This window comes from Longimonas haloalkaliphila (assembly GCF_055379825.1).
On the sequence record NZ_AP043948.1, the window covers coordinates 2,862,683 to 2,875,300 of the forward strand.

The 12,618-nt window shown below is 61.3% G+C and carries 11 protein-coding genes; all 11 read left to right on the plus strand.

Annotated features, from left to right (window positions below; translation table 11 throughout):
- Nucleotides 1-5 precede the first annotated feature (5 nt).
- Nucleotides 6-2,837 carry a carbamoyl-phosphate synthase large subunit gene (carB, locus tag ACZ48V_RS11220; protein ID WP_464539181.1) on the plus strand — a complete coding sequence of 944 codons (2,832 nt, stop codon included), beginning with the start codon at nt 6-8 and terminating at the stop codon, nt 2,835-2,837.
- A 1,188-nt stretch (nt 2,838-4,025) separates the two neighbouring features.
- Nucleotides 4,026-5,027 carry a DUF6263 family protein gene (locus ACZ48V_RS11225; RefSeq protein WP_464539183.1) on the plus strand — a complete coding sequence of 334 codons (1,002 nt, stop codon included), beginning with the start codon at nt 4,026-4,028 and terminating at the stop codon, nt 5,025-5,027.
- Nucleotides 5,028-5,150: 123 nt separating this feature from the next.
- The gene (locus ACZ48V_RS11230) at nt 5,151-5,861 is read left to right on the plus strand and encodes a phosphatidylserine decarboxylase (protein ID WP_464539185.1); all 711 of its coding nucleotides are present in this window, start codon (nt 5,151-5,153) and stop codon (nt 5,859-5,861) included.
- Nucleotides 5,862-5,922: 61 nt separating this feature from the next.
- Entirely contained in the window at nt 5,923-6,768 is an 846-nt protein-coding gene (pssA, locus tag ACZ48V_RS11235) for a CDP-diacylglycerol--serine O-phosphatidyltransferase (protein WP_464539187.1), read from the plus strand.
- Nucleotides 6,769-6,878: 110 nt separating this feature from the next.
- Nucleotides 6,879-7,145: a phosphoribosylformylglycinamidine synthase subunit PurS gene (gene purS, locus ACZ48V_RS11240; RefSeq protein WP_464539189.1), complete on the plus strand. Its 267-nt coding sequence runs from the start codon at nt 6,879-6,881 to the stop codon at nt 7,143-7,145.
- A 118-nt stretch (nt 7,146-7,263) separates the two neighbouring features.
- A complete protein-coding gene (locus ACZ48V_RS11245) occupies nt 7,264-7,608 on the plus strand; it encodes an ATP-dependent Clp protease adaptor ClpS (RefSeq protein WP_464539191.1) in 345 nt (114 codons plus the stop codon).
- A 429-nt stretch (nt 7,609-8,037) separates the two neighbouring features.
- On the plus strand, nt 8,038-9,246 hold the full coding sequence (locus ACZ48V_RS11250) for a serine/threonine protein kinase (protein ID WP_464539193.1): 1,209 nt from the start codon (nt 8,038-8,040) through the stop codon (nt 9,244-9,246).
- Between the two features lie 33 nt (nt 9,247-9,279).
- Nucleotides 9,280-9,759 carry a hypothetical protein gene (locus ACZ48V_RS11255; protein WP_464539195.1) on the plus strand — a complete coding sequence of 160 codons (480 nt, stop codon included), beginning with the start codon at nt 9,280-9,282 and terminating at the stop codon, nt 9,757-9,759.
- Nucleotides 9,760-9,833: 74 nt separating this feature from the next.
- The gene (locus ACZ48V_RS11260; protein WP_464539197.1) at nt 9,834-10,370 is read left to right on the plus strand and encodes an energy transducer TonB; all 537 of its coding nucleotides are present in this window, start codon (nt 9,834-9,836) and stop codon (nt 10,368-10,370) included.
- A gap of 115 nt (nt 10,371-10,485) precedes the next feature.
- The gene (locus tag ACZ48V_RS11265) at nt 10,486-11,931 is read left to right on the plus strand and encodes a DUF2851 family protein (RefSeq protein WP_464539198.1); all 1,446 of its coding nucleotides are present in this window, start codon (nt 10,486-10,488) and stop codon (nt 11,929-11,931) included.
- Nucleotides 11,932-11,997: 66 nt separating this feature from the next.
- Nucleotides 11,998-12,327, plus strand: coding sequence for a putative quinol monooxygenase (locus ACZ48V_RS11270; RefSeq protein WP_464539200.1), 330 nt, complete (start codon nt 11,998-12,000; stop codon nt 12,325-12,327).
- Nucleotides 12,328-12,618 lie beyond the last annotated feature (291 nt).

A 12,618-nucleotide genomic window follows, 5' to 3' on the forward strand; every position in this document is an offset into this window, starting at 1 on the left:
CCCCAATGCCCAAACGCACCGACATCGACACCATCCTGCTCATCGGCTCTGGCCCCATCGTCATTGGCCAGGCGTGCGAGTTCGACTACTCCGGTAGCCAGGCCGCACAGGCGCTGATGGACGAAGGCTACCGCGTGGTGCTGGTAAACTCCAATCCCGCCACCATCATGACCGACCCCATGATGGCCGATGCGGTGTATCTACAGCCGCTCACGGTCGAATCCATTACGCGCATCGTCGAAAAAGAGCAGCCGGATGCGGTGCTGCCCACCATGGGCGGACAGACCGCGCTGAATCTGACCGAGGACGTGCAAAAGGCGGGCGTGTGGGCTGAGCATGGCGTGGAGCTGATCGGCGTGGACCTCGACGCGGTGCAGCGCACGGAAGACCGCCAGCGCTTTCGCGATCTGATGGAAAAAGTCGGCCTCGACCAGGGCCGCAGTCAGACGGCCAAGACCGTCGACGAAGCCGCCGCCGTGACCCGCGACCTGGGCGGACTACCCGTCGTAATTCGCCCGTCGTACACGCTGGGCGGCTCGGGCGGCGGCATTGTACGTACCGAAGACGAGTTCGAGCGCATGGTATCGCGCGGGCTGGAGATGAGTCCGGTGCATCAGGTGCTTATCGAGGAGTGCCTGTTCGGATGGAAAGAGTACGAACTGGAGCTGCTACGCGATGCCAACGAGAACGTCGTCATCATCTGCTCTATCGAAAACGTGAACCCGATGGGCGTGCACACGGGCGACTCCGTGACCGTCGCTCCGCAGCAGACCCTCACCGACTGCCAGTACCAGGCCATGCGCGACGCCGCAATCAAGGCGATGCGCTCCATCGGCACGTTTGCGGGCGGATGCAACATCCAGTTTGCGGTGGATCCGGAGACCGGGCGCATGATCGTGATTGAGATCAACCCGCGCGTGTCGCGCTCCTCTGCACTGGCCTCAAAAGCGACAGGCTACCCCATCGCAAAGGTCGCCACCCGGCTGGCCGTTGGCTACACGCTCGACGAACTGCCGAACGAGATCACCGGCACGAGCGCCTGCTTCGAGCCATCGATCGACTACGTCGTCACCAAGATTCCGCGCTTCAACTTCGACAAGTTCGAGGGCGTCGACGAGGCGCTCACCACGCAGATGAAGGCGGTCGGCGAGGTGCTTGCGCTCGGACGCACCTTCCCCGAAAGCCTGCAGAAAGCGTGGCAGAGCCTGGAGATTGGCTACCACGGGCTCGGCGCCGACCGCCCGATTCCCGACCGCGATACCGTACGCGAACGCCTCGAAGCGCCGTACTGGGATCAGCTCCTGCATGTGCGCCACGCGCTCTACCACGACGCCTCAGTCGAAGAGATTCACGACGTTACGAAGATCGACCGGTGGTTCTTGCGGCAGATCGAATCCATCGTCGCCATGGAGCGGCAGATCGCCACGCATACGCTCGACACACTTCCCGCCGACCTCTTGCGCGAGGCCAAGCGCTACGGCTTTTCGGATGCGCAACTTGCCTTCTTGCTTGAAGGCGACCTCGACGACGACACCGTGCGTGCGCATCGCAAAAAAGCAGGCATCACGCCGTCGTTTCTGGTGGTAGACACCTGCGCCGGCGAGTTTCCCGCCGACACGCCGTACTACTACTCCAGCTACGACGCCGGCAACGAGCGCCCCGCCTCCGACCGCGACAAGGTGCTCATTCTGGGCAGCGGACCCAACCGCATCGGGCAAGGCATCGAGTTCGATTACGCCTGCGTGCACGGCGTGCGGGCCGCGCAGGCCATGGACTACGAGGCGCTCATGCTCAACTGCAACCCCGAAACCGTTTCGACCGACTTCAATGTGGCCGACGGCCTCTTTGTGGAGCCGGTCTACTGGGAGCACATCATGAACGTGATCGACCACGAACGGCCCGAGGGCGTCATTGTGCAGCTGGGCGGACAGACGGCGCTGAAGTACGCCGAGCGCTTCAAGGAGCACGGCATCCGCGTGCTGGGCACCGACCCCGCCGACATGGACCGCGCCGAAGACCGCGGTGCTTTCTCTACACTCTTGCAGGAGCTTAGTATCCCATTTCCGGCCTACGGCATGGCACAGACCGTGGACGACGCCGTGCAGCGCGCATCCGACATCGGCTATCCCGTGCTCATCCGCCCGAGCTACGTGCTGGGCGGGCAGGACATGCGCATCGCCCACACGGCTGCCGAGGTTCGGGAGCATGTAGCTCGCATCCTAAAGCGTACGCCGGACAACGCCATCCTGCTCGACCGCTTCCTCGAAGGCGGCATCGAAGTCGACGTGGACGCTATCTGCGACGGCACCGACGTGTGGATCAGCGGCATCCTGGAGCATGTGGAGCCCGCCGGGGTGCATTCGGGGGATTCGACCGCTGTGCTGCCCCCGCACAGTCTCCCTGCCCGCATTCAGGACACTATTCGCGACTACGTGGGCCAGATCGCCCGCGCACTGGATGTTCGCGGCCTCCTCAATGTGCAGCTCGTGGTGCAGAATGATTCCGTCTACGTGATCGAAGCCAACCCGCGCGCCTCGCGCACCGTGCCCTTCGTCGCAAAAGCCACCGGCGCCCCTGTCGCTGCCATCGCGACCCGCGTCATGCTCGGCGACTCCCTCTCCACCATTCGTGCTGAGGGACTGCTCGACTCCACGCTCCAGGGCTATGCCTTGAAGCGCCCCGTCTTTTCGTGGGATAAGTTTCCGGAGGTCGCGCAGGAAGTCGGCCCCGAGATGCGCTCCACCGGCGAGGCGATCGTCTTCACCGACACGATGACAGAGGAGCATCTCAAGCAGCCGTATCCGATGCGCACCATGACCGTCGCCGACGCGGCGTGAGCAACGATTGTGAGCGTCTGTGGTGAGCGCCTGTCTGGAGCGTCCTGCTAATGGTATGGGCAGGCCTTCATCCACTGCCTTCGCCGACCTACAACCTGATTCAGGATCGTGTCGCGGTCGTCACGACCGATGCCCCCACATTCTCCTCTGAAGAGAACGTGATGGGTTTCTTTCGCGACCTTTATTGGAGAGAGAATTGCGGCGCTGCAGAGTCCCCTCCTACCGGGCGCCAACCCGGAAAGGAGGGGTGCCCGAAGGGCGGGGTGGTCCTTCGCCGCGGGAAGATCCCGGGTCTTCGCTCCGCTTCGCCCGGGACGACTTGGGGTGTGGGGACGTGCCAGTATGGTGAGCCGCCATTCCCCGGGGTTGTCATCGCGAGGAATGAGCGGATGCGACGGACGCGGCGATCTTTACGCTCCATCAAGGCAGTCCACTCCGAACAGCGAAGCATGAGATTGCGTCGTCCTTCGTCCTCGCAATGACATGGTGAGCGTAGCTTCCGGGGTTGTCATCGCGAGGAGAGAGCGAATTCGACGGACGCGGCGATCTGTGCGTCCCACTACGGCAACCCGCTCCGCGCTACGCCTGATGGGCATGTGCCCGTCGCGTACGGAGACGCTGAGATCCTTCCGCCTGCGACGTCAGGATAACTTGTGGTGGAGGGCAGGTGGGTGAAGGTGATGGGCTTCTTTCGCGACCTTCTATTGGAGAGAGAATTGCGGCGCTGCAGAGTCCCCTCCTACCGGGCGCCAGCCCGGAAAGGAGGGGTGCCCGAAGGGCGGGGTGGTCCTTCGCCGCGGGAAGATCCCGGGTCTCCGCTCCGCTTCGCTCGGGACGACTTGGGGTGTGGCGATCTGTGCGTTCCACCCGGGCAGCTCCACTCCGAACAGCGACGTATAAGATTCTACCCCAAGAGCAAGTCAGGGGGCCGCACTTTATTTATCGCAAGCGCTCTCGAAAGCCTCCTGTTCGCTTTGCCTCTTTCTTTGCACTGCGGGAGCCTGCACCTGCGCGATACGGGCCATTCTATTCGGCTGTAAGGCGACGGAATACGGCTTCTTCATACTAAGAAGCAGATGCGTGTGCATCCCTCTATAAATATTCCGATAACGAACTCTGACTTTCTGCTTTCGAGCGCCTATATTGCGTGCGGCACCCATTACATACTATTATTTTTTCGAGCCTCTTATGACACGGTTATCCCAGACCTATACATCCATCGTTCCCCTGCTTCTTGGAGCGTTTCTATTCATCGGACTTACGGCCTGTAGCAGCACAGAGTCTGCCACTGGGACAGAGCCCCCTGTTGCTGAGCGGCCGGCCTGGGATCTGGGGGATGGCACGTACATGCTACGTCTTGCCCCCGAAGCAGCGTCTGCCTACCGCGTTACGCAGCAGCAGATGAGCGACATGAACATGGTTGTTGCGGGCAACGAGATTGACGTGACCCAGAACCAGACCATCACCCAGCGGATGCATATTGCCGACTACACGGCCGACGGCATTACCGTGATCGAAAACACCATAGAGCGCATTCAGGCCGAAGGCGGCAGCATGGGGCAGACCGCTTCATACGACAGCGCAGCCGAAGACGAAGCCAGTCCCCTCGCCGCGCAGTTTGATCCGATGATCGAGCAGACGCTCCGCCTGGAGCTTAGCGCATCAGGTACGTTTGTAGGCGACCGCGACACGCTGGAGGCGGAGATCGCGTCGATGATGGGTGATGCGGGTGAAAATGTCATGGTATCGGCGGATATGCTGATTGACCCGATCCTGAGTCAGTTTCAGTTCTACACCGAAGCCCCTGTGTCGGTTGGCGACAGCTGGACCGCTGACACCGAGATGAACGTGGGCATTCCCTTTTCGGTCGTGAGCGTCTACACGCTGACATCGGTCGACGACGGACTCGCGACCCTTGATGTGACCATCGAGATGGATTCGGAAGGAGCCCCCATGGAATTGGGGCCTGGTGCCACCGCCGAGGCGTTCCTGACCGGTTCGCAGACGGGTACGATGACGGTGGACCTGCAGTCGGGGCTTATGATGACGTATGAACAGGGCGGATCGATCTCAGGGTTTGCTGAGTTTACGGCGCCCGGCCAGGACGAGGTGATGGAGATCGATATGGCTATCGATAGCGAAAACACGTACCGTGTGGAGCGCATCACTGATGCACCGGCCAGCGAGTAACTCTCGGGTAACTCTGCTGCGTTTGTATCGTAGCTACATAGCGGGGCTCTTCGGGAGTACAGGAATCTCTTGGCCCCCGGAGGCCCCGCGTTCTGTTTTCCTATATAAGATCTTCCTGGTTCTGTGCGTCTTGCTCCTGAAGGCTATTCTCTTATTGGCGGTGCTACGGCACTCGCCGCGTTTTTTACTGGCATTGGGCTGTGGCTGGGTGGCATCTGGCTGGTGCTGCTGGCCACGGTGGGAGGCGCCGCGCTGGCGTTTACGGTGTGGTTCTTTCGTGACCCCGAGCGCGAAGCGCCCCGCGAGGCGCGCACCGGCACTGCGCTGGTAGCCCCTGCCGATGGCAAAGTCGTTGAGATCGTAGAGGATGAGTCGTCAGACTTCATCGAGGGCCCCGTGCGGCGCCTGTCGATCTTTCTTTCGCCGCTGAACGTGCACGTGAACCGGGCTCCGGCAACGGGGACCATTGCCTGGACGCGCTACATTCCGGGAGAGTATCTGGTGGCCTGGCATCCGAAGGCCAGCGAGAAGAACGAGCGCTCCGAGATCGGAATGCATCATACCTCAGGCATCCCGATCATTTTCAAGCAGATTGCCGGAGCGGTGGCGCGGCGCATTGAGTTTCACCTGGAGGCCGACGACCACGTAGAGGCAGGTGAGCGCTACGGCATTGTGAAGTTTGGGTCGCGCATGGACATCCTGGTCCCCCGTTCGGTGTCCTGGACGGTTGACATCGGGACGCGTGTGCGCGCCGGCGAAACGATCATCGGGTATGTGCCTGCTCCTGCAACCGATGATGCATCCGCGCCACGCGCCTCGGCATCGTCGGCGTAGCCCCCTTCTCCGTGTAGTCTCTGTATAGTCTCTGTACCCGCTCATCACCAGCGCCTCTCCCATGCGCGCCACCGCCTCTGCCTCCCCCAGTGCCTCGCCCGACAGCGCGTCGCGTCGCCGGGAGATTCGAAAACGATTTAACGCGTACCGCGAGACCCGGCGCGAATCGCGCAGCGAACGGCCGCCGCCCCGTGTCGCGGTGCCGTCGTTTTTTACGCTGCTCAACCTGTTCTGCGGGTTTCTTGCGCTTACGCAGGTCTGGGAGGGTAATTTTGTGATAGCCTGCTGGCTAATCGTAATGGCCGGCTTCCTGGATCTACTCGACGGCATGATGGCCCGCCTGGCCAACGCGGTGAGTCCGTTTGGCGTAGAGCTCGACTCGCTGAGCGATGTCGTTTCGTTCGGCGTGGCGCCCGCCTTCCTGGTGTACGTGTACAGCCTGCACGAATTTGGGCCGCTGGGGTTTATCGTGGCTGCGCTTCCTGCCCTCTGTGGGGCGGTACGCCTGGCACGCTATAACATGAACTTCGACGGAGAGAAAAAAGACCACTTCGAGGGCCTGCCCATCCCTGTGCAGGCGGTTGCACTGGTCGCCTTTATTCTGACCGCCGAGAACGCCGCATGGGGGGCGCTGCTCGCCCAGCTTCAGGTGATCGTGCCCGCCGTGATCGTGCTGTCGGCCCTCATGGTGTCGAGCATCGAATTCGACGCCATTCCACGCCCGACCGTAGCGTACATCCGCAAACGCCCTCAGAAGGTGCTCGCTTACGTGCTGGCCGGACTGCTCGTGATGGCGCTGCAAGAAGTAGGCCTGCTGGTTGCACTAACCCTTTACGTGATGCATGGCATGGGGCAAGCGGCCTATCGGCTTGGAAAGGCGCTCATGACGCCGGTAAGCGCATCGTAGCCGCTCTCTGTCTGCCCCGCGAACGTGTGGGCCCGTTGCAACGTATTGCTGAAATGAGTTCCTGGTTTTCTTCTGTTTTCTCCTTCTGCTTTCTGGACCCTGTGCCTGGCATGACTTACCACGCAACGATCTCTGTTACGCTCCGTCCGTCGATTCTTGACCCCGAAGGCAAGGCTGTACACCAGGCCCTGCAGAACCTGGGGCAGACGTCTATCGCCAACGTGCGGGTGGGCAAACGCTTTGAAATGGATATTGAAGCCGACACCGAGAGCGAGGCGTACCGCATCGCCGAAACAGCATGCGAGAACGTGCTCGCGAACCCGGTGATGGAGAACTACGCCATCGAAGTGGAAGCCCCCGCCGAAGTATCAGCCTGATAGTCTCGGCCCTGGCAGCCGCGATAACCAAACGCACACGGACACCCCTGTCCGTGGTCTTCGTATTGTCCTCGCTGCGCGTGTGGCGCTCTTGTTCGGTTTTGGCTCCCTGATCTCTATGCGTGTTTCTGAACACCCCGTCTTATCGTCTGCCTTTTCGCTGGCTTGTGCCGCTCCTGAAACGGCGACTCCCGATGTGGAGGTCATCGAAAAGGAAGATGATGGCACCGGCACCGACTCGCCCTGGTCGGTCATCCTGTATAACGACGATGTGCATACCTTTCAAGAGGTTACCCAGCAGCTCGTAAAGGCCATTGGATGCTCACGCGCGAAAGCGGAGTCGCTCACGTGGCGTGTGCATACCAACGGCAAAGCCCGCGTGTACGAAGGGGACTTCCAGGCGTGCTTCGAAGTGCAATCTGTACTGAAGGAGATCGATCTGTCTACTGAGATTCAAGGATGACCCATGCCCGTATTTAACACAAATTCGGAGCTGCCCTGTGGGTCTCCATGGATCCTTCCTGATGGGTCTTTCTTGCGCTCTCGTCAGATCGTTTCCGTTTGTTAACACAGCCTATACGTCCTACTTGGTACTTTTACGTATTGAGGCGGCGTCTCCTGTACGCTCCTTCGCAAAAAGCAGGGCTGCTCGCTGCGTGAAAACGTGCGAGGTCATTTTATTTTTGTGGGCTTTACATTTGTAGACTTTAACATAGGCCCTTGCATTGGCGCGCCATCCCGCCGGGCTCTGCCCGTCCCACCACTGGCTCGATGCCTGGCTTGTGCCTTGCAACCGGCTGTATAGAGATATTCTCTGGCAGCACTCGCTACTGGATGTACCACGTGGCCCCCTATTCCCGAACCGACCTTCCGTATATCTAACCCACCCACCATGGAACTGACTCCGCTTACCGTACTGGACAAAAAGTACACTGTCCGGCGCACCCTCGAAGATTCCAGCCCGTTCGACTACAAGTATCTGGGCGAGCGATTTAACAGCAGTGCGGAGGTCATCATACGCGAGTTTTTTCCGGCTCCCCTGGTGCGCCGCCGCGCTGGGAAAACCTCCATTGAGCTTACCGGAAGCGACCAGCAAGAGGCGTTCGAGCAAGGGCTCGACTACTTCGAGAAAGAGTCTACCGTTCTGAGTCAGTTGCAGCACCGGGCGCTTCCCAAAGGATATGACGTGTTTGAGGCGAACGGTACGCTCTACCGGGTGCGCGACCAGCATCCGAGCATGTCGCTTGCGGAGGGCCTCTCTGCAAAGGGCACGCTCCCGGAAAAAGCTGCACTCACCATCATGGTGCCTGTGCTTGAAGCCCTGCACCTGGCGCATCAGAAGGGCCTCTACCACGGCGGCATCTCGCCCGAGACGATCCGGCTGCTACCCGATGGACAGGTTCTCGTTACGGGCTTTCGCGGTGCGTATCTGCAGCTTGCTCGCGACCTCGATACGCTGGATGCATTTATTCAGCCGGGCACGAGCGCCATCGAGCAGTACACGCCCCGCGCCGAGCAGAGTCCTGCAACCGATGTGTATGCAGCAGCAGCCACCATCTGCATGATGGTAACGGGCACTACCCCGCCCGAAGCCACCGATCGGCTGTCGGAAGAGACTGCCGACCCGATGGAACTGCTCGTGCAAGATGCCGACGCCTTCACCTCTCCCGAGGTCCGCGATGTGCTCCTGGAGGCGCTGCGGGTCGACCCCTCTAAGCGCATCCAGTCGGCGGACGCACTGCGCGAGACGCTCGTCCGCGCATCCAAGCGCTACGACGATTCCGACGACGCATACGTTGTGGTGCCGGTCAAAGACGACCGTGGCCCCACCGAAGCCACCGTGATTAGCGAAGGAAGTGCAGAAAGCACCGCGGGCAGCAAAACCCCTCTTCTCATCGGTGCCGTAGCCGCGATGCTGATTGCCGGACTCGCCGCCTGGCTGGTCTTTGGCGGTGAGGAAGCCGATGCGTGCACAGGGTTTGCATCGGTATCCATTAACGACGCCCGCACATGCTACGCTACCTACCAGGACGAGCGGCCCGTAGAGGTCACCGTAGAAGGGATCATCACACGCGCGTATGGCGACTACGTGCGCCTGTAGGATGAAAGCGGACCGCTTGGCGCAAACGGTGTCGTGGTGCGCCGTACCGCCGGTCCGTTTCACGATGCCATAAACAGCGGCGAGCTTGCTCCCGGCACTGCCGTGCGGGTAAGCGGCACGCTCTCCGACTTCAACGGCCTGCTCCAGATCAACGAGCAGAACCTACAGGACTATGAGGTTGGCGATACAGGCGACACCCCCGCGCCTATCGAGGTCGACCTTGCCACGATTGCTGGCGACGGACTTGCCTACGAAAGCGTGCTCGTGCGCCTCAGCAACTTACAGCTTCGCACCGGCGGCCCAACGTTTGAGCAGCAATCCAACTACGTGGTCGTACAAGACGATCGCACCGCAACCTTCCGTGTGCAGCGCCCCTCAGAAACCGAACTGCCCGGCACGGCCATTCCGGAAGGAACGTTCGACTATGAAGGTGTTGTCGGACAGTTTCAGGGGGAGCCGCAGTTGCTTCCTGTTTTGCGCGATGACCTGATTCTTAATACTGACAGCGAGTAGCCCGTCTCGGATCGCTACAGCGGTGCCTCCGTGTACCCACTTGCCGCTTGTCCTCTTTCCCCAAGCTCTCTACCATGCATACCCTGCTCGCTCGTATCCCACTGCTTATCGGCATCGCCCTTGCTGGCCTTGCTACCGCAATCGGGGGATGCGGAAGCTCCGCCGACAATGTGACCTACACCGCCGACAACGCCCCGGTCGTCTACCGCGCAGTGCCTGACGATGCCTCCGTGTATACGTCTGAGGAAGCCAATGTGGTGCCCGATATAGACGGCGATACCGAAGCACTCATCCGTGAGATTGACTATCCCAGTGTCGATTATGATGCGGACGTGGAGGGCGTCGTGCTCGTTTCGTTTGTCGTAGGACCCGATGGGCTGGTCTACGAGCCCGATGTCGTTGAGTCGGTCTCTCCCGGATTGGACCGCGAGGCGATGCGCGTGCTGCAGCAGGTAGACTGGACACCCGGTCGCTATCAGGGCAACCCGGCCTACGTAGCCATGGAGCTGACTGTCCCGTTCCGCCTGGCCGATCACCCCCCCTCCCAAGACCGCCCCGGCATTGAGCCGCCGTCGCAGTCCAGGCCGCAGCCTCCGGTACCGCCCCGTTGAGCCGCCGAGTGAGCTTCGTGAGCCGGGTGAAGTCGTAGCGGTCTGAAACGTTGCGTTTTATAGATACCTGGAGTCTTCATAGTAGCCCTATGTGGAAAAAGCTCCTCCCGGTATCATGAATCTACCTACGGACCCCCGCTCTGCGCCTCCGCCCGCCTCTATGTCCTCAGGACCGCGCGCCTATCTGTATACCATCGAGGACACGAAGGTCGCCGTTACGCTGCACGAGCCTACCCCGTCGCTCCCAGAGCGCGTTCCCGAAGCACTCGTGCAGGACCTGTGGGCCCGCCAATCGGTCAACCCGGACCAGTGCCAGACCGTGAACGGACGCCTCGTTCAGGTCCTCGATCCCGGCACGCTCAACACCGATGCCGGCCCCGATTTTCGGGATGCCCACCTTCGCATCGGTACCATGACCTGGCGCGGCGATGTCGAGATCCACAACCAATCGCACGGCTGGATCGCCCACAAGCACGATCGCGACCCACGCTACAACAGCGTAGTCCTGCACGTAACCCTTACCACCGACATGTGGACTGGCCGGCTCCGGCGGTCTGATGGCTCTCCGCTCCCCGAAATGGTGCTCGACCGGGCCTTGAACGTGCCCCTACGGTCGGCCCTGCACCGCTTTCTAACGCAGCCGGATGCGCCCCTGCTCTGCGCCTCGCAATGGGATCAGGTGGATACGGACGTTGCTGCTCGTTGGATGCGCCAGCTCGGACACGCGCGCATCCGCCAGAAAGCCGATGCACTCACAGACCCGCTGGAGACGGCGCTGTTTGAGCGTGTCTGTGCTGGCATGGGCTACGCGAAGAACGATGAGGCCATGAGCGCCCTGGCGACTCGCTGCCCGCTCTCTTTTCTGCGCACGCTGCCCAACGCCGAAACCATCGAAGCGGCCCTGCTCGGCTGGGCCGGACTCCTGCCCGGTCCGGAAGATCTCGTTGAGGCCGACCGCCCCACCGCAGACTATGCCATGCAGCTTCGCGACATCTTCCGCCGCCTGCGCCAGACGCACAACGCACCGCTGCTGTCTACCGAGCGCTGGACGTTCTTCCGCCTCCGCCCGAATAACGTGCCGCCCCTGCGAATTGCCCAGCTGGCTCAGTGGATCGCACCAGGAGGATGGCTGCGTGCGCATCCCATAAACACAGCCAACAGCGCGCTTGAGGCGCCCGACCCGCGCGCTGCGCTACAGTCAATGCTTGCCAGCGAGCCCGGTCCGTTCTGGCAGACCCACCGGCGCCTCGATCGCACATCCAAGCCGTACCGCCCCACGCTCGGCACGCGGCGCCGCGACACACTCATCCTGAACGCGCTGGTGCCGGTGCTGCTGCGCCACCGCCGTGCAGCTGGGGCCTCGCTCGACCCGGTCTGGCGCACGCTCAATGCGCTGCCTGTAGCCTCCGACCGCGTGACGCGCCTCTATCGCGAGCTGGGCACGCGGGCCGACGACACGGTGATGGCGCAGGGGATGCATGAGCTGTATCGAGCGTATTGCACCGAGGGGCGCTGCCTACAATGTGACATCGGCACGTCGATTCTCACTGGCAATTCGTAGCGCCTGGTATGCACGGGCGGCTATCTTATGGGCACGCCCAATGATTATTACTGACTTGCTTTTGCCATGCTCATTCGCATCGTACGCCTGCCGCTCGACCCGTCTCGCGTTGCCGACTTCAAGGCTCACTTTGCCGAGGTAGCCCCGAAAATCCGCCAACAGCCTGGATGTACCCACCTGGAGCTGTGGACCGACGCCTCTTATCCGAGTGTAATGATCACCCACAGCCACTGGACCGACAATGCCGCTCTACAGACCTACCGGCAGAGCGATCTGTTCAAGGCGGCGTGGGCGACCGTAAAACCAATGTTCGCAGCCCGTCCGCAGGCCTTCAGCGCCTCAGTGTCACACTCTGCGGCTGCGATCGAAGAGGAGGCAACGAACAAGCGTGCATAACATGGCATCTCCAGTCCCATAACGACCCTCGCAGACATAAAGCAAGCCCTTCAAGACGAGATGCCGTGCCTGCAGGACATCTTTCGTCGTGAAGCGGAGCACCGTGATGCCCAGCGCTTCCAGGTCCCTCTGTTGAACACCGTCGTGTCGAACACCGTCGTGTCGGGCAAGATCGGGATATTCGTGCGGAGCCTTAGCGCTACCGGACGCAGGCTTTATATCTTAAGGCAGCTTCCGCATCCTACTGATTTATATAGTGTTTGAGCCTCCTAGCGACGGCTAATCCTAATC

What these genes read in the sequence shown, in the direction of transcription:
- ACZ48V_RS11270 (WP_464539200.1), top strand. Translation starts at nt 11,998, where the DNA reads ATGCTCATTCGCATCGTACGCCTGCCGCTCGACCCGTCTCGCGTTGCC.
- purS (WP_464539189.1), top strand. Translation starts at nt 6,879, where the DNA reads ATGACTTACCACGCAACGATCTCTGTTACGCTCCGTCCGTCGATTCTT.
- pssA (WP_464539187.1), top strand. Translation starts at nt 5,923, where the DNA reads ATGCGCGCCACCGCCTCTGCCTCCCCCAGTGCCTCGCCCGACAGCGCG.
- ACZ48V_RS11245 (WP_464539191.1), top strand. Translation starts at nt 7,264, where the DNA reads ATGCGTGTTTCTGAACACCCCGTCTTATCGTCTGCCTTTTCGCTGGCT.
- ACZ48V_RS11260 (WP_464539197.1), top strand. Translation starts at nt 9,834, where the DNA reads ATGCATACCCTGCTCGCTCGTATCCCACTGCTTATCGGCATCGCCCTT.
- carB (WP_464539181.1), top strand. Translation starts at nt 6, where the DNA reads ATGCCCAAACGCACCGACATCGACACCATCCTGCTCATCGGCTCTGGC.
- ACZ48V_RS11250 (WP_464539193.1), top strand. Translation starts at nt 8,038, where the DNA reads ATGGAACTGACTCCGCTTACCGTACTGGACAAAAAGTACACTGTCCGG.
- ACZ48V_RS11265 (WP_464539198.1), top strand. Translation starts at nt 10,486, where the DNA reads ATGAATCTACCTACGGACCCCCGCTCTGCGCCTCCGCCCGCCTCTATG.
- ACZ48V_RS11225 (WP_464539183.1), top strand. Translation starts at nt 4,026, where the DNA reads ATGACACGGTTATCCCAGACCTATACATCCATCGTTCCCCTGCTTCTT.